Source organism: Bacillus sp. PK3-067 (assembly GCF_056738645.1).
This window is the reverse complement of the sequence record NZ_CP096490.1, coordinates 4570861-4592360: the sequence shown is the minus strand read 5'-3', so window position 1 is coordinate 4592360 and position 21500 is coordinate 4570861. Positions and strand designations below refer to the sequence as shown.

Sequence of the window (21500 nt, the reverse complement as noted above, 5' to 3'; positions counted from 1 at the left end):
GATTTTAGATGGGAGTTTTAGTGAAATATGTATGGGATGGAGTGGAAAAGTAATGTGAGAAAAGACGGAATAATAATTCAATTCAGTTGTATATTGTGTTATGATTATATTGTAAGAAAATGGAATCGCGAGAGGTGGTATGCATTATGTCGTCAGCCGTACTCTTTTTTGGTAGTATCGCACTATTTTACTTTCTTGTAATGATACCGATTCAATATTTATATTTACAAGGTTTACATGAAAAAAAGGAAAAGACAGGATTATCTCAGCGAGAGCTATATGAAAAAATGTCTTTTGGAGAAGAACAATTACATTTTCACGTACAAGGGAACCCATTTAATATACCATCTGCGTTTCTTGCGTATATGATTTTGAAAGTTAAGGGACGTAAAAAAGCATCACAATATTGATGCTTTTTTACGTTGCTTCATAGACTTCAGCTTCTTTAACTGCTAATGGCAAGAAATGTTTGTATTGGCGAAACCCGTTAAATACACTTGCACTACCAAATAGAACGAATAAAACACCAACGATAATACGAGCGGTTGAAAGTTCTAAAAAGAATTGGTTTATCCCGAAAAATAAAACGAATGAACCGAGTGCCATTGCGGATTTTCCTGAGAGCCAACCTTTCTCCATTGGGCGGTTTGTACGAAAGTATTTTGTTTTGTAAAAGAGGTACAACATAAATGAGACGATAATACAGAAGACTAATACTGGCATAATGAACACTCCCATCGCTTTGTGAAAAATAATAGAAAAGAAAAAGAAATATCTAAACTTTCTAACTTTTATTATAAAGCAATTGTTCGCATGTATGAAATACTTTCCGTTATAATGGAGGATAAAGTGAAGAAGTTGATTAAAAAGGAGATTATACATATGCATGAGCAAATTTTAGGAGCAATTAAAGAGTTTGATACAATTATTATTCATCGCCACGTGCGTCCGGATCCAGATGCGTTAGGTTCACAGGGTGGTCTTGGTACAATTCTACAAGAATCGTTTCCAGAGAAAAATATTTATACGGTTGGGTATAATGAGCCGTCACTAGCATACTTACGAGTAATGGATGATATTGAAGATAGTGTATACGAAAATGCGCTTGTTATTGTTTGTGATACTGCGAATCAAGAACGTGTTGACGATCAACGCTATACAAAAGGGAAGATGTTAATTAAAATTGATCATCATCCAAATGAAGATCCGTATGGAGATATTACGTGGGTAGATACGACAGCGAGTTCTACAAGTGAAATGATTTATGAGTTTTATAACTATGGAAAAGATAAAGGATTAAAAATAACAAAAGAAGCAGCCCGCCTTATTTTAGCAGGAATTGTTGGAGATACAGGTCGTTTCTTATTCCCGAATACGACAGCAAAAACACTTCGTTACGTAAGTGAGCTTGTTGACATGGGTGTGAAATTCACAGATTTATACAATGAGATGTATAAGACAAAAGAAAAAATTGCTCGTTTAAACGGTTATATTTTACAAAACTTTACGATGGTAGAAGAAGGAGCAGCTTACATTAAATTAACGAAAGAAGTATTAGAAGAGTTTGATGTACTTCCTTCTGAAGCATCTGGTGTTGTTGGAGCGCTTGGCAATATTGATGGATTAAAGGCGTGGGTTCTATTTTTAGAGGAAGACGACGTAATTCGTGTTCGTCTTCGTTCAAAAGGACCAGTTATAAACAAATTAGCAATGCAATATAACGGCGGGGGGCATCCGATGGCTTCTGGTGCGAAGGCATCTTCTTGGGAAGAAGCGGATCGTCTTTTTGCTGATTTACGTGAGATTTGTAAATAAGAGACTATATGTTAGAACGAAAAGAAGGAGCGGCGCTAAAGCCCTCCTTCTTTATTTTTCTTTCTCTATAGTAATGCTAATTTCAAGCACTGTATCAAAAGATATTGTATCGACTTTAAAACGGTATAGCCGATCGTAATGTTTGTACGTTTTATTTTCGATTACCTTTTTAAGTAGGTCTTTATTTTTTGCGATACTTTGAATGTTTTTCGTTAAAAGATGTTGGAGGTCATTATGGATAGATGTAGTCATATTTTCGAGTGTGAGATTGTCTAAATCGTATTTTTCTCGATTGATAAGTTTTATTTTAATCTCTTGAATGGTTAAGAGCCGTTTATTTTCAGTGTTCAATTTTTCTTGATCTTCGAGAAGGACGTGGAGCTTTGCTTCTTGTTTTTCTATAATTTCTCTTTGTTCTGCTATTTTACTAGCTTGTTCTTCTTGAAAAACACCGTATATGTACAAAAAAATAAACCAGCTCAACACGCCTCCAACAGCAGCCCCAGCTAATACTAAGTACCATCTTTTTGCTGTATTGGCACTTGGTACTCTCATACATGTTCCTGCGTTAGCCATTTAATAATAATGAGACCTGTTTGCATACCACCAGTTGCGAAAAAAATAAGGAGAATTTGCTTTACGATATCTTTCATATCTCCGCCAAAGAAACTTCTTTCAAAGCTATAAAAGGTATCGAATGTTCCGCCGATTGCTGCAACGAGTGCCCAAATTCTTAAATTTTGGGCGAATTGATTAATGTAAGTTAGAGCTGGTTTTCCGATAAGAAACGCACCAAATCCACCAATTAATGAACCGCCAAGTATAACCCCAAAGGCAATAAAATAACTAATAATAAGCAGAGAGAAAAAAGTATGTTCTCTTACATCCATCGTCATTCCCCTTTCTTCTTCATATATATGGACAAAGTATAAGAAGTATGTTTTGATTTCCGCTTTCCTCATCACCTATAATAAAAGTAGTCAAATAGGTAAAGAGAGGGTACAACAGTGAAGTTTGTGCATTTACAATGTCAAACCGTTTTTAGTTTATTAAAAAGTGCTTGTAAAATTGATGAGCTTGTAGTCAGGGCGAAAGAACTCGGTTTTTCATCGCTGGCTATTACGGATGAAAATGTTATGTATGGCGTTATTCCGTTTTATAAAGCATGTAAGAAACATGGTATACAGCCCGTTATTGGATTAACCGCTTCTATTTTTAGTGAAGAAGAAGAAAGGTCTTATCCGCTTGTATTACTTGCTGAGAATGAAATAGGCTACCAAAATTTATTAAAGATTTCTAGCAGTATTATGACAAAGTCCAAAGAAGGTATTCCTAAGAAGTGGCTTGCGCATTATGCGAAAGGATTAATTGCAATTTCACCAGGTAAAGATGGCGAAATTGAGCAATTATTACTAGAAGACAATGAGAGTCAGGCTGAAGAAGTAGCTCGCACGTATCAAAATATGTTTGGCCATTTTTATATGAGTTTGCAGCATCATGCGATTCAAGATGAGTTGCTTTTACAAGAGAAACTACCTGAATTTATTAGTAGGGTTAATATTCCAGTCGTTGCAACAAACGATGTGCGCTATATCAATCAAAGTGACGCGCTTGTTCACGAATGTTTACTATCTGTTGAAAGTGGAACGAAAATGACTGATCCAGATAGGCCGAGGCTGAAAACAGATCAGTATTATTTAAAGTCATCGGATGAAATGGAAGCACTATTTTCCCATGCGCCGGAAGCAATCCAAAATACAATAAAAATTGCAGAGCGTTGCCAAGTAGAAATACCGTTCCATGTAAATCAACTTCCGAAGTTTCCTGTTCCGTCTAATGAAACGAGTGATATATACTTGCGTCGTGTTTGTGAAGAAGGTTTGCGGAAACGATATGGTGAACCGAAAGAAGTGCATATAAAGCGTTTGGATCATGAATTAAATGTTATTTCTCGTATGGGATTTAGTGATTATTTCCTCATCGTATGGGATTTTATGAAGTATGCACATGAAAATCATATTCTAACAGGACCAGGTCGTGGATCGGCAGCTGGTTCACTCGTTTCATACGTATTAGAAATTACAGATATTGATCCAATTGAATACGATCTATTATTTGAAAGGTTTTTAAATCCTGAACGTGTGACGCTTCCCGATATTGATATTGATTTTCCAGACGTAAGACGTGATGAGATGATTCGCTATGTGAAAGATAAATACGGTCAGCTCCGTGTTGCGCAAATTGTAACGTTTGGTACGCTTGCAGCAAAAGCGGCAATTAGAGACATTGCCCGCGTAATGGGGCTTCCGCCGCGAGATATTGATATATTTTCAAAACTTATTCCATCAAAGCTTGGTATAACGTTAAAAGATGCATATGAAGAATCACAATCACTTCGTGAGTTTATACAAGGGAATCTTCTGCATGAGCGTGTATTTGAAATCGCAAAACGTGTAGAAGGTTTACCACGTCATACGTCTATTCATGCGGCTGGTGTTATTATGAGTCAAGAACCGCTAACAGGAAGTGTAGCAATTCAAGAAGGACATAACGATGTTTATGTTACGCAATATCCAGCCGATGCGCTAGAAGAACTTGGTTTGCTTAAGATGGACTTTTTAGGATTACGTAATTTAACGTTACTTGAAAATATTATAAAATTTATCGCGAACAAAACAGGGAAAGAAATCGATATAAGAAACTTACCTCTTCAAGATGAAAAGACGTTCCAATTATTAGGGAGAGGGGATACAACAGGTGTATTTCAGCTTGAGTCGGGTGGTATGCGAAATGTACTTCGCGGGTTAAAACCGAATGAGTTTGAAGATATCGTAGCTGTTAACTCGTTATATAGACCAGGACCGATGGAACAGATACCGACTTTTATTGAATCGAAACATGGAAAAAGAAAAATTGAATATTTACATCCGGATTTAAAGCCAATTTTAGAAAGAACATACGGCGTCATTGTATACCAAGAACAAATTATGCAAATTGCATCGAAGTTAGCTGGTTTTTCGCTCGGAGAAGCAGATTTACTGCGCCGTGCGGTGAGTAAAAAAAATCGTGATATTTTAGATCAGGAACGTAAGCATTTCGTCCAAGGATGTTTGCGAAATGGTTATGATGAGACATCCGCAGAGAAAATTTATGATTTAATTGTAAGATTTGCGAATTACGGTTTTAACCGAAGTCACGCTGTAGCTTACAGTATGATCGGATATCAGCTTGCCTATTTGAAAGCGAATTATACGCTGGAATTTATGACGGCATTATTATCAAGCGCAATTGGAAATGAAGATAAGATTGTACAGTATATACGAGAAACGAAGCGGAAAGGTTTTCACGTTTTGCCACCGTCTCTTCAGAGGAGTGGCTACAACTTCCAAATAGAAGGGAATGCGATACGTTACAGTTTACTTTCGATCCGAAATATTGGAATGGCTACAGTGACGGCATTATTAGAAGAACGAGAGGAAAAAATGTTCGAAGATTTATTTGAATTTTGTCTTCGTATGCCGTCAAAGTTCGTAACGGAGCGTAATTTAGAAGCTTTCGTCTGGTCGGGATGTTTTGACGATTTTGGTGTTTCGAGAACGAATTTATGGAAAAGTATTAAAGGGGCGTTAGAGTACGCGAATCTCGCACGTGATTTAGGAGATGCTGTTCCAAAATCAAAATATGTACAAGGAGAAGAGTTATCTTTTATTGAACAACTAAATAAAGAGAAGGAAGCGCTTGGCTTTTATTTATCAAGTTATCCGACAGCGCAATATGTGAAGTTAGCAAAAGAATTAGAAATTCCATCTCTCGCTCAGGCGATGCGACACAAGAAAAAAGTACAAAGAGCTATTGTGTATATAACAAGTGTGAGAGTGATTCGTACGAAAAAGTTTCAAAAGATGGCATTTATTACATTCTGTGATCAAAATGATGAAATGGAAGCGGTCCTCTTCCCGGAAACGTATATACATTTCTCGGATAAGTTGCAAGAAGGAGCAATTGTTTTAGTTGACGGTACGATTGAGCTAAGAAATCATAAGCTGCAATGGATTGTAAATGGACTATATCCGCTAGAGGAAATGGATGTTTATGAAGAAAAGAAAGACGCATCTGTTTACGTGAAATTGCCGTCTCAGTATGAGAAAAAGCTTTTAAATCAGGTTACGAAAATATTGTTCGACTATTCAGGTTTTGCGAAAGTACTAATTTATTATGAAAAGGAACATAAAATGGTACAATTATCTCGGAGTTTATCGATTCATCCAAGTGAAGAATGTTTAGGAGCACTTCGTGAAATTGTCGGGGAAGAAAATGTAGTTGTGAAAATATAATGGACAATTTCCCTACACTTCGATTATTATAGTAGTAGTGTTCGTGGTCAGACCACTTGGAGAAATTGATATCAGCAAGAATAATTTGAGGAGAGTGGATAGTTTGTCAACACTTCGTGAAGAAGCACTTCACATGCATAAAGTGCATCAAGGAAAATTAGAAACTGTATCAAAAGTAAAAGTAGAAAATGCAAAAGATTTAAGTCTTGCATATTCTCCAGGGGTTGCAGAACCTTGTAAAGAAATTTATGACGATAAAAGTAAGGTATATGAATATACGATGAAGGGAAATATGGTAGCAGTTGTGACAGATGGAACAGCTGTACTTGGTCTTGGTAACATTGGACCTGAAGCATCTCTTCCAGTAATGGAAGGTAAAGCTGTATTATTCAAGAGCTTTGCTGGTGTAGATGCATTCCCAATTGCCTTAAATACAAACGATGTAGATAAAATTGTTGAAACTGTAAAATTAATGGAGCCAACTTTTGGCGGCGTTAACTTAGAAGATATCGCAGCACCAAACTGCTTCATTATTGAAGAGCGTTTGAAAAAAGAAACAAATATTCCTATCTTCCATGATGATCAACACGGAACAGCTATTGTAACAGTAGCAGGTCTTGTAAATGCACTGAAATTAGTTGGAAAGAAAATGTCTGACATTAAAGTTGTCGCAAATGGCGCAGGTGCAGCAGGTATTGCAATTATTAAACTTTTATATCGCTATGGTGTACGCGACATTATTATGTGTGACCGTAAAGGCGCAATCTATGATGGTCGTCCTACAGGTATGAATCCGGTGAAGGATGAAGTTGCAAAATATACAAATAAGAATCGTATAGAAGGTTCTTTAGCTGATGTTGTACAAGGTGCGGACGTATTCATTGGTGTATCTGCAGAAGGTGCATTAACAGAAGAGATGGTTCGTACAATGAATGACGATGCGATTATTTTTGCAATGGCGAATCCAGTTCCAGAAATTATGCCAGAATTGGCAAAAGCAGCGGGCGCAGCTGTTGTTGGAACAGGTCGTTCTGACTTCCCGAACCAAGTAAATAATGTACTGGCGTTCCCTGGTATTTTCCGCGGTGCACTTGACGTACATGCGACACAAATTAACGAAGAAATGAAGATGGCAGCTGTACAGGCTATTGCTGAGCTTGTAGCAGAAGATGAGTTAAATGCAGACTATATCATTCCGGCACCATTTGACGCGCGTGTAGCGCCTCAAGTAGCGGCTTACGTTGCAAAAGCAGCAATGGAGACAGGAGTAGCTCGCCGTCAAGTAGATCCAAATGAGATCGCTGAAAAAACAAAACAATTAGCGCTGATTGGTAAAGAATAAGCGAGGAATTTCCATTGACATCATCAAATACAAAAGTATATCTCGAAATTGTAAAAAAAATCCGTTCCATTATGGAAGAGGATGGTTTGGTGGCGGGGGATCGTTTGCCGTCTGAGCGTGAGTTAAGTTCACGCTTAAACGTAGGACGTTCCTCTGTAAGAGAAGCATTGCGTGCTTTAGAACTGGTAGGATTGATTGAAACGAGACGTGGTGAAGGGACGTTTATTCGAAACTTTTATGATAACGGTCTTGTACAATTAATTGCCCCGTTCTTATTGCAAGATGAGAAAACAATTCGTGATTTATTACAAACGAAACGATTACTTGAGAAAGATATGATTCGAATTGTATGTAATTTACCGAAAGAAACGTTTTCTAAAGTACTAAGTAGATTACACCAAGTACTTGAAGGAAATGAAAGCTCAGTCCCAACGCTTCATCAAACGTTCTTTAAAACACTTATTGAACAAGTCGATAATTATTTACTATATCGCATTTGGATGATCGTAAATGATTACGTAGCAACTCTTTCTTGTAAAGTTTCAAGAGATTCTATCGATATGTATAGAAAGCTTTATGCTACTTTGGAAGAAAAACAAGAAAATGATGCACTAAAAATTTACGATGAATTAGTAGAGAATATACAGTTTCACTCGTAATGTATAAAATTTGTCGAAATGACCATGACACGTTATGACAAACATTCTACCGCTTAGCGGTTAAAGTTAAACGTAAAGAGTGAGGTTATTAGACAGATTGAGAAGATAAGGCTAACATCAAACTTTGGTGTTAGCCCCATTTTCTTCTTACGCTAACCTTAGCTCTCAACGAAGGGGGTCAAATTGTGCTAAGAGATTTATTCGTGAAAAAGAAAAAGTACGCTGCAATACCTTCAGAACAAGTACGAAAAGATGTACCAGATGGCGTTATGACAAAATGTCCGGAATGTAAAAAAATCATGTATACGAAAGAACTTCTAAAAAATTTAAAAGTATGTGTGAATTGTGGATATCATCATCCTATGAATGCATGGGAACGTCTTGATAGTATATTGGACGAAGGGTCATTCCGTGAGTATGACAAAGAAATGGTTTCATTAAATCCACTCGAGTTTCCAGGTTATGAAGAGAAACTAGAGAGCGATCGTAAGAAGACTGAATTGAACGAAGCGGTTGTAACTGGTGAAGGAACAATTGATGACATGCTTGTTGTTGTTGCAGTAATGGATTCTCGTTTTCGAATGGGGAGCATGGGCTCTGTAGTAGGAGAAAAAATCGCCCGTGCGGTTGAAAAGGCGTACGACTTACAAGTTCCATTTATTATCTTTACTGCTTCGGGTGGTGCCCGTATGCAAGAAGGTATATTAAGTTTAATGCAAATGGCAAAAACAAGCGTAGCTTTGAAAAAGCATAGTAATGCAGGAGGATTATTTATTTCTGTTATGACTCACCCAACGACGGGCGGGGTTTCAGCGAGTTTCGCTTCACTTGGTGATTATAATCTTGCAGAACCAGGTGCACTTATCGGATTTGCTGGTAGACGTGTAATTGAACAAACGGTGCGTGAGAAACTACCAGAAGATTTCCAAACGGCAGAATTCTTACTAGATCATGGTCAATTAGATGCGGTGGTGCATCGTGATGATATGAGAGAATCACTTCGCAAGATTTTAGAAGTTCATCAAGGAGGGGAAATGGCTGTATGGCAGAGCTAGAATTTGAAAAACCAGTTGTTGAGCTAAGAAATAAGATTCGTGAACTGAAAGACTATACGAAAAACAGCCAGATGGACTTCAGCGAGGAGATTCGTATTTTGGAAGAAAAGCTAGAAAATTTAGAGGAAGATATATACGGCAATCTGAAAGTATGGGACCGTGTTCAAATTGCTCGTCATGCAGAACGACCGACAACGCTCGATTATATTGAGCACTTATTTACTGATTTTTTCGAATGTCATGGAGATCGTCTATTTGGCGATGATGCAGCGATTGTCGGCGGCATTGCGAAATATAAAGGGATGCCTGTAACTGTAATTGGGCATCAGCGCGGAAAAGATACGAAAGAAAATATTCGCCGTAACTTTGGAATGCCTCATCCAGAAGGATATCGAAAAGCATTACGTTTAATGAAGCAGGCGGAAAAGTTTAATCGTCCTATTATTTGTTTTATTGATACGAAAGGAGCTTATCCTGGTAAAGCTGCTGAAGAACGTGGTCAAAGTGAAGCTATCGCCCGCAATTTATTTGAAATGGCAGGTTTAACGGTACCTGTTATTTGTATCGTTATCGGCGAAGGTGGTAGTGGTGGTGCGCTAGGCCTTGGAGTTGGAGATTACATTCATATGCTAGAAAATTCCACTTATTCTGTTATTACACCAGAGGGTGCAGCGGCAATTCTTTGGAAAGATGCAGGAAAAGCAAAGGAAGCTGCAGAGGCAATGAAAATTACAGCAGCAGATTTGAAAGAATTAGGTGTAATTGACGAAATTATTCCAGAAGCAAGAGGCGGAGCTCACCGTAATATTTTGAAACAGTCAGAAAATATAGACTTAATGATTCGAAAAACTTTTGAACAATTAAACGGAATTTCGAAAGATGAATTAATCGAAAAACGTTATGAAAAATATATGAAAATTGGGCAAGTTTCGTTTTCAAACGCTTCCATTTGGATAAAATAAGAAAAGCGTGCGTTCCACTTCGCGAATGCACGTTTTTATTATGAAAAGACACATCTTCTCCATTGTATTTTTATATTTTTTCGTGTTATTTTATTATAAGGCAAATAATCTTTATGAGGTGAGTACAAATGAAACGTATTGGTGTATTAACAAGTGGTGGAGATTCACCTGGTATGAATGCTGCCATTCGTGCAGTTGTTCGTAAAGCGATTTTCCATGATATTGAAGTATATGGTATTTACCATGGATACGCTGGATTAATTTCTGGTCACATTGAAAAATTAGAACTTGGTTCTGTTGGCGATATTATCCACCGCGGTGGTACAAAATTATATACAGCAAGATGTCCTGAGTTTAAAGATCCAGAAGTACGACTAAAAGGTATCGAGCAATTAAAGAAACACGGTATCGAAGGACTTGTTGTTATTGGTGGAGATGGTTCTTACCAAGGCGCTAAAAAATTAACTGAACAAGGATTCCCATGTGTTGGTGTACCAGGTACAATCGACAATGATATCCCTGGAACAGACTTCACAATTGGTTTCGATACAGCTTTAAACACTGTTATTGATGCAATTGATAAAATTCGTGACACAGCTACATCTCATGAACGTACATATGTTATCGAAGTAATGGGACGTCACGCTGGTGATATCGCATTATGGGCTGGTTTAGCTGATGGTGCGGAAACGATCTTAATTCCAGAAGAAGAGTATGACATGGATGATGTTATCGCTCGTCTGAAGCGTGGTAGTGAACGTGGTAAAAAACACAGTATTATCGTTGTAGCTGAAGGTGTTGGAAGTGCAATTGACATCGGTAAGCACATTGAAGAAGCAACAAACTTTGATACTCGTGTAACTGTATTAGGTCACGTACAACGTGGTGGATCACCAAGTGCACAAGACCGTGTATTAGCAAGTCGTCTTGGCGCAAGAGCAGTTGAATTATTAATTGCTGGTAAAGGCGGACGTTGTGTAGGTATTCAAGATAACAAACTTGTTGATCATGACATTATCGAAGCGTTAGCTCAAAAGCATACAATCGATAAAGACATGTATCAATTATCTAAAGAATTATCCATCTAATCGGCGTAATGTCAGATATTTGGGAACGGTTTCATAATTTTCGGAGGTGCAATATGCGTAAAACTAAAATTGTATGTACTATAGGTCCTGCTAGTGAAAGTATTGAAAAATTAGAGAAATTAATCGAAGCAGGTATGAACGTTGCTCGTTTAAACTTCTCTCATGGTAGCCATGAAGAGCACGGAGCTCGTATTAAAAACATTCGTGAAGCTTCAAAGAAAACTGGTAAAACAGTTGGTATCTTACTTGATACAAAAGGTCCAGAAATCCGTACTCACGACTTCGTAGACGGACAAGCTGAGCTTGTAACAGGTGCAGAAGTAGTTCTTTCTACTGAGCAAGTATTAGGTACTGCAGAGAAGTTCTCTGTATCTTATGCTGGTCTTTATGACGATGTAGACCCAGGTTCTCGTATTCTAATCGATGACGGTCTTATCGAACTAGAAGTAATCGAAAAAGCTGATGGAAACATCCGTACAAAAGTTCTTAACAGCGGAACTGTAAAAAATAAAAAAGGTGTTAACGTACCAAACGTAAGCATTAAGCTTCCTGGTATCACTGAAAAAGACGTAAAAGATATCATCTTCGGTATCGAGCAAAAAGTTGATTTCATTGCAGCTTCATTCGTACGTAAAGCGTCTGACGTATTAGAAATCCGTGAATTATTAGAAGAGCATAACGCTCAATACATCCAAATCGTACCAAAAATCGAAAACCAAGAAGGTATCGACAACATCGATTCAATCTTAGAAGTTTCTGACGGTTTAATGGTAGCTCGTGGTGACATGGGTGTAGAAATTCCACCAGAAGAAGTACCGTTAGTACAAAAACGTCTAATTAAAAAATGTAACGTGTTAGGTAAACCAGTTATTACTGCAACACAAATGTTAGATTCTATGCAACGTAACCCACGTCCAACTCGTGCGGAAGCAAGTGACGTAGCTAACGCAATCTTCGATGGTACAGATGCAATCATGCTTTCAGGTGAAACAGCTGCTGGACAATACCCAGTAGAAGCAGTAACAATGATGGCTAACATTGCGGTACGTGTTGAAAAATCATTACAATATGAAGATATGTTCAAAAAACGTATTAAAGAGTTCACTCCAACAATTACAGATGCAATTAGCCAATCTGTTGCACATACAGCACTTGCTCTTGATGTAGCTGCAATCGTAGCTCCAACAGAAAGTGGATATACTGCGAAAATGATCTCTAAATACCGTCCAAAATCTCCAATCGTAGCTGTAACATCTGACGAGCAAGTAGGACGTCGTCTTGCACTTGTTTGGGGTGTACAAGCATTTATGGCTGAGAAGCGCGCAGCTTCAACTGACGAAATGTTAGATACAGCAATTCAAACAGGTATGGATGCAGGTCTAATCGGACTTGGAGATACTGTAGTGATTACTGCTGGTGTTCCAGTTGCTGAAACTGGTACAACAAACTTAATGAAAATCCACGTTGTTGGTGAAGAAATTGCTAAAGGACAAGGAATCGGTCGTAAAGCTGCAAAAGGTAAAGTAGTTGTAGCAAAAACAGCTGCTGAAGCTGTAGCGAACGTAAACGAAGGTGATATCCTTGTTACAACAAGCACTGATAAAGATATGATTCCTGCAATCGAAAAAGCTGCAGCTTTAGTTGTAGAAGAAGGTGGCTTAACAAGCCATGCAGCTGTTGTAGGTGTATCAATCGGTATTCCTGTTATCGTTGGTGTAAACGGCGTAACAGCAACTTTAAAAAATGGCCAAGAAGTAACAGTTGATGCAGCACGCGGAATTGTTTATAATGGACATGCGGAAGTGCTATAAGTAATACGGAGAGAAGGATCGGAGTCCTTCTCTTTTTTTTACACAAAAACGAGATAAAATTAGCTTGAAGCGCCTAGAATTGCTTTTAAAAGCTGTTTGTTATGGGTTTTAATATGAAAGGGTATCTATATTTCATATGATGTATATAGGCATTGTGAGGGCGTTAAAAGTGAGATGTGAGAGAGGTGTAGAACTATGAAGTGGTTACTATTCTTGTTTATTTTAATACCGGCGATTGAGATTACGGTCTTAATTGGATCAAGTCATGTAATAGGTTTATGGTCTACGTTCGCTATGATTGTATTTACAGGTGTTGTAGGTGTGTATTTGGCGAAAAGACAAGGGTTTAAAGTGCTTGGAGAGATTCAATCTAAGTTGAATAGAGGGGAAATGCCAGGTGAGGCGGTACTAGATGGTATTTTTGTATTTGTAGGAGGTATTCTCTTAGTGCTTCCTGGGTATGTGACAGATATGCTAGGGTTTATCTGCGTGATCCCTATTACGAGAGCTTTATTGAAGCCGCTTGTTATGAAGTGGATGGAATGGAAATTTAGAAAGAATTCTACTATTATTATTCAGAAATAGCACTTAGATTGTAGAAATCTAAGTGCTATTTTTTTGTCTTGTAAAAGGAGAGGAACTTGCTGATTGAAGCTTTGTTTTACCGCGCTATTTGTGGGGGGGATTTCTATCTCAAAGCTGGGCTGCTCGTAAGTGTCTGATGTGGGGCGAATGATGAGTGGGGATGAACAAAACGTTCGCTTATTATATTTGCTATATAATTTTCGTTTGAACTCTTGTGTGTACTTCGATTAAACTTGTGATTTTTTAGTGCTATTAATTTAGATGAATAAGATGGAGGGAAACACTGCTAAATTAAAGTTTTGCTTTCTTATATAGAGGAACGATTGGTGTAAAAAATTCATATAAAAAGGCGGAGATTGTTAGTTGAAGTCGTATTTTATGCTATTTTGCATATTTATTCATTTACATAAAAAGTAATAAATGTAAATGATAATTATAAAATAAATAGAATAAATATGTAAAAACACCACGGAATATGCGTTTTTCATGCAAAAAAACAAGAGAATTATCTTTTTTGAGTGCAATTCTCTTGTTTTATGTAATAAGTATGAAAAATAAGTACAAGGAATAATCAGTGGGAATTTCCCACTGATTACAGGTAAGTTTTTTGTTGTGTATGAATTAGAAACTATTATTTTGAAGGTGAACCTTTAATATATTTCCACAAGTCATGGAAGACATTAGCTTTGTGTAATGTATTAAGTAGTACTAAGGTGACTGGGCCGATGATTAATCCTAAAAAGCCAAAAAGTTTAAAGCCGACAAATAGAGCGACGAGTGTTGCTAATGGATCGAGACCGATGTTAGATGAAAGTACTTTCGGCTCCATAATTTGTCTTTGGACAATCACGACGATGTATAAAATGAGAAGACCAATGGCGAATGCGGTATCGCCAGTGAAAAATACGTATATAACCCATGGAACAAAGACTGCGCCTGTTCCTAAATATGGTAGTAAATCTACAACCCCTGTAATAATCGCGATAGTAATGGCGTATGGTACGCGTAATATTAAAAGCCCGATTAGTACAATGACAGTTGTCATAGATACGAGTGTAAGTTGTGCTTTCACAAAACCAAACAAAGCTTTTCTTAAGTCGACAAAAATAGTTTTTCCATAGCCATGTACACGATTCGGTAGCAATTTTCTTGCTTTCTGAGCAAGACGGTGCCAATCGTAACTAATGAAGAAAGTGGCTAATAAAATGAATACAAGGACAGTTAAAGTTGTTGGCAGTGCACTAATGAAATTCGTTAACCCGCTTATAATGGCGGTTAAAAGTTCTTTCATTTGTGTTGTCGCTTCTGTTCCTAAGTTTTGAATGTTTTGTGTAATTGTATAGCGCTGTGGTTCTCCAAGATGATTAAATTTAGAGATTAAATCATCGTAGAGAGGCATAATATGATTAAGTGCAAATTGCTGAGCGAATGTAACGATATCTGGAAACTTTACTGTAACAAGTTGTAGTAAGTATGTTGTGGCAGATATTGCTTCAGTCACAAGATATGTAACAAGTCCAACGATAGCTCCAAATACGAGAATTAAGCTAACGAGTACTGCTAGTGCGCGAGGAAATTGTAGTTTTTGATTAAGGAAATTGACGACAGGATTAATCAAATAAGCAAATGCAAAAGCGATAATAAAAGGATAGATAAGCCCTGACATGTATAGTAATACATAGAACCCAGCTACCGTTGCTACAATGACAAATATGAGTCGCAATATCATATATAGTAAGTTTCGGTTCAAAGATGTATACCTCCCATTCCAATTTGGATTATCCTAATTCGTTCAACTTATAACGAGTGTGCCCCACTGATTAAAGTTTCACTTTATGTTATAGTGGAATGATGGATTTTTCCTGCTTTTTCAGTATGTGAGTGACTGTGAAAGCTTGGTGTTGATGCTTCTACTATATGGTAAAAACTTCATTTTCTCTTCTTTTTATTTTACCTGTTTCTAATTAGAAAAGAAAGAAGAGACGCCTGTTTTTTAAAATGTATACACGCTTAAATTTTTATGGTGAAAGTCTCAATTTATCATTTTAAAATACATAAAAAATGAAGTGATTCATGTTGAATAGGCATCGATATATCATGTATAACGATAGGTTTAAAGGTATTTTGTTTGGAAATGAGTTCATTATTTTCAGAAAGGAAGTGCAAACATGATTAGTCAGTCAACGTTATTTTTATTCATACTACTTATTATAGGACTTATTGCGAAAAACCAATCGCTTACTGTGGCTATTGGTGTGTTATTTTTATTGAAGTTTACGTTTTTAGGAGATAAGGTCTTTCCTTATTTACAAACGAAAGGAATTAACCTAGGTGTAACGGTCATTACAATAGCGGTGCTCGTACCGATTGCGACGGGGGAAATAGGTTTTAAACAACTTGGAGAAGCGGCAAAATCTTATTATGCGTGGATTGCTTTAGCTTCAGGTGTAGCGGTCGCTTTGTTAGCGAAAGGCGGCGTACAATTGTTGACAACGGATCCCCACATTACAACTGCGCTTGTTTTTGGGACAATTATAGCGGTTGCGCTATTTAATGGGGTTGCTGTTGGTCCGTTAATTGGGGCTGGAATTGCCTATGCGGTTATGAGTATTATACAAATGTTTAAATAAGGAATTTTATAGTAATATAAAATTTTTGAATTCTTTCTGTTCACAAAAGTCAGATAATTGTTTATAATAGGATTAGAAACTTTGAAAAGTTACATAACAGCAGAGACTTTACACCAGATAAAATAAAAACAACATAAAACAATTTTATAATGATATTGTTTTATGTTGTTTTTATCATAAAACTCTTCGGAATGTATTTTCCTCACTAACTTGTTGTTTTGAGCGTGAGGATTCGGGGAGACATTCACGCTCATGCTTTCCATGTAAACAATGGACAATAAGAGGGGAACATCGCAACAAATTTGCATGATCGTGCATTTTGCTTGCCTAAAGAGTGAACGGGCGTTCATAATTCATAAGGGGAGCAAATAGATATAAGGAGCAAGGTTGGGAGAATTTTCAGGAAAAGGAGAGAATGTCATGACTGTTATTCGAGGTTTAGAAGGGGTAGTAGCAACAACATCATCTGTGAGCTCTATTATTGATGATACATTAACTTATGTTGGGTATAATATTGATGATTTAGCTGAGAATGCTACGTTTGAAGAAGTAGTGTACTTATTATGGCACCGCAAGCTTCCTAATGAAAAAGAACTAGCGGAATTTAATGAAATTGTATCAGAATACTATAATGTTCCAGGTGAGATTTTAACATATTTGAAACAAGTAGATTTAAAAATTGCACATCCGATGTCGGTTTTACGAACTGCAATTTCCATGCTATCATTATACGATGAGAGCGCTGAAATTATGGACGAAAAGTCCAATTATTTGAAAGCGGTTAAATTACAGGCGCAAGTGGGAACTTTAGTTGCTGCTTACGCGAGAATCCGTAAAGGTTTAGATATTGTTGAGCCAAGAAAGGATTTATCATTAGCTGCAAACTTCTTGTACATGTTAAATGATCGCGAGCCAAATGAAGTTGAAATTGAAGCTTTTGATAAGGCGCTTGTACTTCATGCAGATCATGAGTTAAACGCTTCTACATTTACTGCACGTGTTTGCGTAGCTACACTTTCAGATGTATATTCTGGTATTACAGCAGCAATCGGTGCATTAAAAGGTCCTCTTCACGGTGGGGCAAATGAAAATGTAATGAAGATGTTAACTGAGATTGGTGAAGAAGAAAATGTAGAGTCATATATTCATAATGCTCTTCAAAATAAAGTGAAAATCATGGGCTTTGGCCACCGTGTGTATGAGCAGGGTGATCCACGTGCAAAACACTTACGTGAAATGTCTAAGAGATTATGCGTGCTTTTAGGAGAAGAGAAATGGTATAATATGTCTATCAAAATTGAAGACATTGTAACAAAAGAAAAAGGTCTTCCACCAAATGTTGATTTCTATTCAGCTTCTGTATACCATTGTTTAGGAATTGACCATGACTTATTTACACCTATTTTTGCAATTAGCCGTATGTCAGGCTGGTTAGCTCATATTCTAGAACAATATGAAAATAACCGTTTAATTCGTCCGCGTGCTGATTATAATGGACCAACGCATCAAGTGTATGTTCCAATTGCACAACGATAAGCGAATAACACTATTTTGATAGTGAAAATACGCTTTCAAAAGTCTGATTTTTTCGGAAAGATGTAATGATTAGAATATTTTAATTTGACTAACGGTTTGAACTGAGGGGTTATTCCCTCAGTTTCATACATATGAAATTTCAAACATGGGGGTTATCACATTGACGACAGGTGAAAAAATTACTGTAACTAATGGTGTTATGAATGTACCAAACAATCCGATTATTCCATTTATCGAGGGAGATGGAATTGGTCCTGATATTTGGGCAGCTGCATCTCGCGTACTAGAAGCAGCAGTTGAAAAAGCTTATGATGGTGAGAAGAAAATCGTTTGGAAAGAAGTGCTTGCAGGGGAAAAAGCATTCAACCAAACAGGCGAGTGGTTACCAGAAGAAACTTTAAACTTAATTCGTGAATATTTAATCGCGATTAAAGGTCCACTTACAACTCCAGTTGGCGGTGGTATTCGTTCTCTAAACGTAGCACTTCGTCAAGAATTAGATTTATATGTATGTCTACGTCCAGTTCGTTATTTTGAAGGTGTTCCTTCACCTGTAAAACGTCCGGAAGATACTGATATGGTTATTTTCCGTGAAAATACAGAAGACATTTATGCTGGAATTGAATATGCGCAAGGATCTCCAGAAGCAGAAAAAGTTCTTGCTTTCTTAAAAGAAGCAATGGGTGTTAATAAAATCCGCTTCCCAGAAACATCTGGTATTGGTATTAAGCCAATTTCAGAAGAAGGGACAAAGCGTCTTGTTCGTGCTGCAATTCAATATGCAATTAACGAAAAACGCTCTTCTGTTACATTAGTTCATAAAGGAAACATTATGAAATTTACAGAAGGTGCTTTCAAAAACTGGGGTTACGAAGTAGCGGAACAAGAATTCGGCGACAAAGTATTTACTTGGGCTGAATACGATCGTATCGTTGAAAAAGATGGTAAAGATGCAGCGAATAAAGCGATGGCAGACGCTGAAGTGGCTGGAAAAATCATCGTAAAAGATTCTATTGCAGACATCTTCTTACAACAAATTTTAACTCGTCCACGTGAGTTCGATGTTGTTGCAACAATGAACTTAAATGGTGACTATATCTCTGATGCACTTGCTGCACAAGTAGGTGGAATTGGTATTGCACCTGGTGCAAACATTAACTATGTGACTGGACATGCTATCTTTGAAGCTACACACGGTACAGCTCCAAAATATGCAGGTTTAGATAAAGTAAATCCATCTTCTGTTCTTCTTTCAGGTGTATTATTATTAGAACACTTAGGATGGAACGAAGCTGCGAAATTAGTAACTGCTTCTGTTGAGAAAACAATTGCTTCAAAAGTAGTAACTTATGATTTCGCACGCTTAATGGAAGGTGCAACAGAAGTGAAATGTTCTGAGTTCGCTAATGAACTTATTAAAAACATGGATGTAGCGATAATCAAAAACGCATAATTAAAGCGGGGGGTAAATTATGACAATCAAACGCAAGAAGGTTTCAGTCATCGGTGCAGGATTTACAGGAGCAACAACGGCATTCTTATTAGCACAAAAAGAACTTGCAGATGTTGTATTAGTGGACATTCCACAACTGGAAAATCCAACAAAAGGGAAAGCGTTAGATATGTTAGAAGCGAGCCCAGTACAAGGTTTTGATGCTAACATTATTGGAACATCTGATTACGCAGATACTGCTGATTCTGACGTTGTCGTTATTACAGCAGGTATTGCACGTAAGCCTGGTATGAGCCGTGATGACTTAGTAGCAACAAACTCTAAAATTATGAAAAGTATTACGCGCGACATTGCAAAACATTCACCAAATGCAATTATTGTTGTGTTAACAAATCCAGTTGATGCAATGACATATTCTGTATTTAAAGAAGCAGGATTCCCGAAAGAGCGTGTAATCGGCCAATCGGGTGTATTAGATACAGCTCGTTTCCGTACATTCATCGCACAAGAATTAAATCTTTCTGTAAAAGACATTACAGGATTTGTTCTTGGCGGACACGGTGACGACATGGTACCTCTTGTGCGTTATTCTTATGCAGGCGGTATTCCGTTAGAAACGTTAATTCCGAAAGAGCGTTTAGAAGCAATCGTAGAACGTACACGTAAAGGTGGCGGTGAGATTGTAGGCTTATTAGGAAACGGTAGTGCATATTACGCACCAGCAGCTTCTTTAGTTGAAATGACAGAAGCAATCTTAAAAGATCAACGCCGTATATTACCAGCTATTGCGTACCTTGAAGGTGAGTATGGTTATAGTGACCTTTACTTAGGGGTACCAGTAATTCTAGGTGGTAACGGAATTGAAAAAATTATTGAATTAGAACTTCTTGCAGATGAAAAAGAAGCGTTAGATCGCTCTGTAGAATCTGTACGTAATGTAATGAAAGTTCTTGTTTAATAATTGAATAGTAGTGAAAAAGATTCGGGATTCCGAATCTTTTTCTACTATTTACCGAATTGTTTTTTTGAAATAATATGAAAACGCTATCATTTGTAATATCCTATAATGAAACTGTAGATTTATACTATACATTGCCCTCATCATAGTAAATTTCGGATAAGGTATCGCTTTTAGTAGGATAATAAGGTGAAAAAATCGGAGGGGGTTGTAACATGTTAAAGAAAAAAGTTCAAATTGGTCGTAAAATGGATGAAATTACAGTAGGAGAGAAATTATCTATCACTGAAAAAATTGAGGATAAAGATTTGTTATTGTACTTAGGGTTAACGAATGATGCCAATCCATTATATATTCAGCATGATTACGCATCCCAAACTCCGTATGAAAAGCCGATTGTACCAAGCATTATGCTAACGGGAATGATTACAACGGCGGTTACGAAATATTTACCGGGTCCAGGAAGTCATATTACGAGAAAGGACCTTACATTCGTGAAACATGTTCACCATTATGAAACGTTACAAATCCACTTTGAAGTTGTGGCTGTTTCTGAGGAGGAACATACAATTGATATGCTTGTATCTGCTCATGATGAAAAAGGAGAAACTGTTGTGAAAGGTTCATTAACAGTAACGCCACCTTTTAAATCAGTTTCTATTATGGAAAAAGCATTAGATAATTTTTAAAAAGATGAAAATATGAATAGCGCTAGCATACCTTTAATAAGGATGCTAGCGCTATTTTTAGTTGAAGAACCCTTCTTTGAACCCTTCAGCAAATTCTGAGCACCCCGTTTTAATCGTATCCCAGCTCGGAGCGTTAAAAGCAAGGATACATGTGACTGCTAAAGATAGAATGGATAGTATTAGTCGCATAATAGACCTCCGTATATTATTAATTTATATATTAAGATTAATGATATGATTATCGGTAATTGAAGTCAATTAAAGGAGTGGTTTTTTAGGTAAGGTGGAAAAGAGAAGACGTGATCTTTGAAACGGTAAGAGAAGCTGAAGTGTGGGCCAGATGGGGTAGCAAATGAAATGTATGGAAGAGTATTTGATGGATATGAAACACCAGATTATAAAATAGCGTATGCTCTTTCGTTTTTCCTAGCACAAAATTAAGATTTTATAGTTCATACGGAAGTGAGCTTTAAAGAAGAGAGAGCAATCTATAAAGTTTGGCAAAATCCTGTGTAGTTGCAGGTGAATTGTAATTACTTCTATTTTCTCAATTCTACACAAACGCTCTCCATGAATAGACAAT

The 21500-nt window shown here is 37.1% G+C and carries 20 protein-coding genes and 1 pseudogene; 16 read left to right on the top strand and 5 right to left on the bottom strand.

The genetic code is table 11. The features are described from left to right. The first annotated feature begins 146 nt into the window (after positions 1–146). Positions 147–410: a DUF3949 domain-containing protein gene (locus tag M1D73_RS23605; protein WP_440046475.1), complete on the top strand. Its 264-nt coding sequence runs from the start codon at positions 147–149 to the stop codon at positions 408–410. Between the two features lie 7 nt (positions 411–417). On the opposite strand, the gene M1D73_RS23600 is transcribed toward M1D73_RS23605, so the two are convergent. Further along, positions 418–723 carry a YtpI family protein gene (locus M1D73_RS23600; RefSeq protein WP_001144776.1) on the bottom strand — a complete coding sequence of 102 codons (306 nt, stop codon included), beginning with the start codon at positions 721–723 and terminating at the stop codon, positions 418–420. A 159-nt stretch (positions 724–882) separates the two neighbouring features. Here M1D73_RS23600 and M1D73_RS23595 point away from each other — a divergent pair, with 159 nt between their 5' ends. Then, the gene (locus M1D73_RS23595) at positions 883–1815 is read left to right on the top strand and encodes a DHH family phosphoesterase (RefSeq protein WP_000545136.1); all 933 of its coding nucleotides are present in this window, start codon (positions 883–885) and stop codon (positions 1813–1815) included. Between the two features lie 51 nt (positions 1816–1866). Here the strand turns inward: M1D73_RS23595 and ytrI are convergent, their stop codons facing one another. Further along, complete coding sequence (gene ytrI, locus M1D73_RS23590; protein ID WP_001265736.1) at positions 1867–2370, bottom strand: sporulation membrane protein YtrI; 504 nt, start codon at positions 2368–2370, stop codon at positions 1867–1869. Continuing rightward, complete coding sequence (locus tag M1D73_RS23585) at positions 2367–2780, bottom strand: YtrH family sporulation protein (protein ID WP_002005839.1); 414 nt, start codon at positions 2778–2780, stop codon at positions 2367–2369. Before M1D73_RS23585 ends, ytrI begins: the two co-directional genes overlap by 4 nt. 42 nt (positions 2781–2822) lie before the next feature. Here M1D73_RS23585 and dnaE point away from each other — a divergent pair, with 42 nt between their 5' ends. The 8 genes from dnaE (at position 2823) to M1D73_RS23545 (ending at position 13651) form a co-directional block, all read left to right on the top strand. Continuing rightward, on the top strand, positions 2823–6149 hold the full coding sequence (gene dnaE / locus M1D73_RS23580; RefSeq protein WP_000673727.1) for a DNA polymerase III subunit alpha: 3327 nt from the start codon (positions 2823–2825) through the stop codon (positions 6147–6149). A 133-nt stretch (positions 6150–6282) separates the two neighbouring features. Beyond that, complete coding sequence (gene ystJ / locus M1D73_RS23575; RefSeq protein ID WP_161508111.1) at positions 6283–7491, top strand: NADP-dependent malic enzyme; 1209 nt, start codon at positions 6283–6285, stop codon at positions 7489–7491. A 14-nt stretch (positions 7492–7505) separates the two neighbouring features. After that, the gene (locus tag M1D73_RS23570; RefSeq protein WP_000204448.1) at positions 7506–8150 is read left to right on the top strand and encodes a FadR/GntR family transcriptional regulator; all 645 of its coding nucleotides are present in this window, start codon (positions 7506–7508) and stop codon (positions 8148–8150) included. Between the two features lie 185 nt (positions 8151–8335). Then, positions 8336–9205 carry an acetyl-CoA carboxylase, carboxyltransferase subunit beta gene (gene accD / locus M1D73_RS23565; RefSeq protein ID WP_000942856.1) on the top strand — a complete coding sequence of 290 codons (870 nt, stop codon included), beginning with the start codon at positions 8336–8338 and terminating at the stop codon, positions 9203–9205. Beyond that, entirely contained in the window at positions 9193–10167 is a 975-nt protein-coding gene (gene accA, locus M1D73_RS23560) for an acetyl-CoA carboxylase carboxyl transferase subunit alpha (RefSeq protein WP_000818804.1), read from the top strand. The genes accD and accA overlap by 13 nt, the downstream gene beginning before the upstream one ends. 128 nt (positions 10168–10295) lie before the next feature. Further along, a complete protein-coding gene (pfkA, locus tag M1D73_RS23555) occupies positions 10296–11255 on the top strand; it encodes a 6-phosphofructokinase (protein ID WP_000821157.1) in 960 nt (319 codons plus the stop codon). Positions 11256–11308: 53 nt separating this feature from the next. Beyond that, on the top strand, positions 11309–13066 hold the full coding sequence (pyk, locus tag M1D73_RS23550) for a pyruvate kinase (RefSeq protein WP_121868105.1): 1758 nt from the start codon (positions 11309–11311) through the stop codon (positions 13064–13066). A 195-nt stretch (positions 13067–13261) separates the two neighbouring features. Beyond that, positions 13262–13651 (top strand): FxsA family protein, encoded by a 390-nt coding sequence (locus M1D73_RS23545; RefSeq protein WP_000871628.1) that lies wholly within the window; start codon positions 13262–13264, stop codon positions 13649–13651. A gap of 631 nt (positions 13652–14282) precedes the next feature. On the opposite strand, the gene ytvI is transcribed toward M1D73_RS23545, so the two are convergent. Next, positions 14283–15401, bottom strand: a complete 1119-nt coding sequence (ytvI, locus tag M1D73_RS23540; protein WP_001081388.1) for a sporulation integral membrane protein YtvI — start codon at positions 15399–15401, stop codon at positions 14283–14285. A 418-nt stretch (positions 15402–15819) separates the two neighbouring features. Here ytvI and M1D73_RS23535 point away from each other — a divergent pair, with 418 nt between their 5' ends. From M1D73_RS23535 to M1D73_RS23515, 5 genes are all read left to right on the top strand, one after another. Next, on the top strand, positions 15820–16281 hold the full coding sequence (locus M1D73_RS23535; protein WP_000625507.1) for a DUF441 domain-containing protein: 462 nt from the start codon (positions 15820–15822) through the stop codon (positions 16279–16281). A 387-nt stretch (positions 16282–16668) separates the two neighbouring features. Next, the gene (gene citZ / locus M1D73_RS23530; protein ID WP_121868104.1) at positions 16669–17817 is read left to right on the top strand and encodes a citrate synthase; all 1149 of its coding nucleotides are present in this window, start codon (positions 16669–16671) and stop codon (positions 17815–17817) included. Between the two features lie 160 nt (positions 17818–17977). Next, on the top strand, positions 17978–19270 hold the full coding sequence (gene icd / locus M1D73_RS23525; RefSeq protein WP_000206898.1) for an NADP-dependent isocitrate dehydrogenase: 1293 nt from the start codon (positions 17978–17980) through the stop codon (positions 19268–19270). Positions 19271–19289: 19 nt separating this feature from the next. After that, a complete protein-coding gene (gene mdh / locus M1D73_RS23520; RefSeq protein WP_000153230.1) occupies positions 19290–20228 on the top strand; it encodes a malate dehydrogenase in 939 nt (312 codons plus the stop codon). A gap of 215 nt (positions 20229–20443) precedes the next feature. Continuing rightward, a complete protein-coding gene (locus M1D73_RS23515; protein ID WP_000914180.1) occupies positions 20444–20917 on the top strand; it encodes a MaoC family dehydratase in 474 nt (157 codons plus the stop codon). 57 nt (positions 20918–20974) lie between these two features. Here the strand turns inward: M1D73_RS23515 and M1D73_RS23510 are convergent, their stop codons facing one another. Further along, positions 20975–21106 carry a hypothetical protein gene (locus tag M1D73_RS23510; protein ID WP_001237022.1) on the bottom strand — a complete coding sequence of 44 codons (132 nt, stop codon included), beginning with the start codon at positions 21104–21106 and terminating at the stop codon, positions 20975–20977. 110 nt (positions 21107–21216) lie between these two features. On the opposite strand from M1D73_RS23510, the pseudogene M1D73_RS23505 reads away from it, so the two are divergent. Then, positions 21217–21433 (top strand): annotated as a pseudogene (locus M1D73_RS23505) (hypothetical protein). Positions 21434–21500 lie beyond the last annotated feature (67 nt).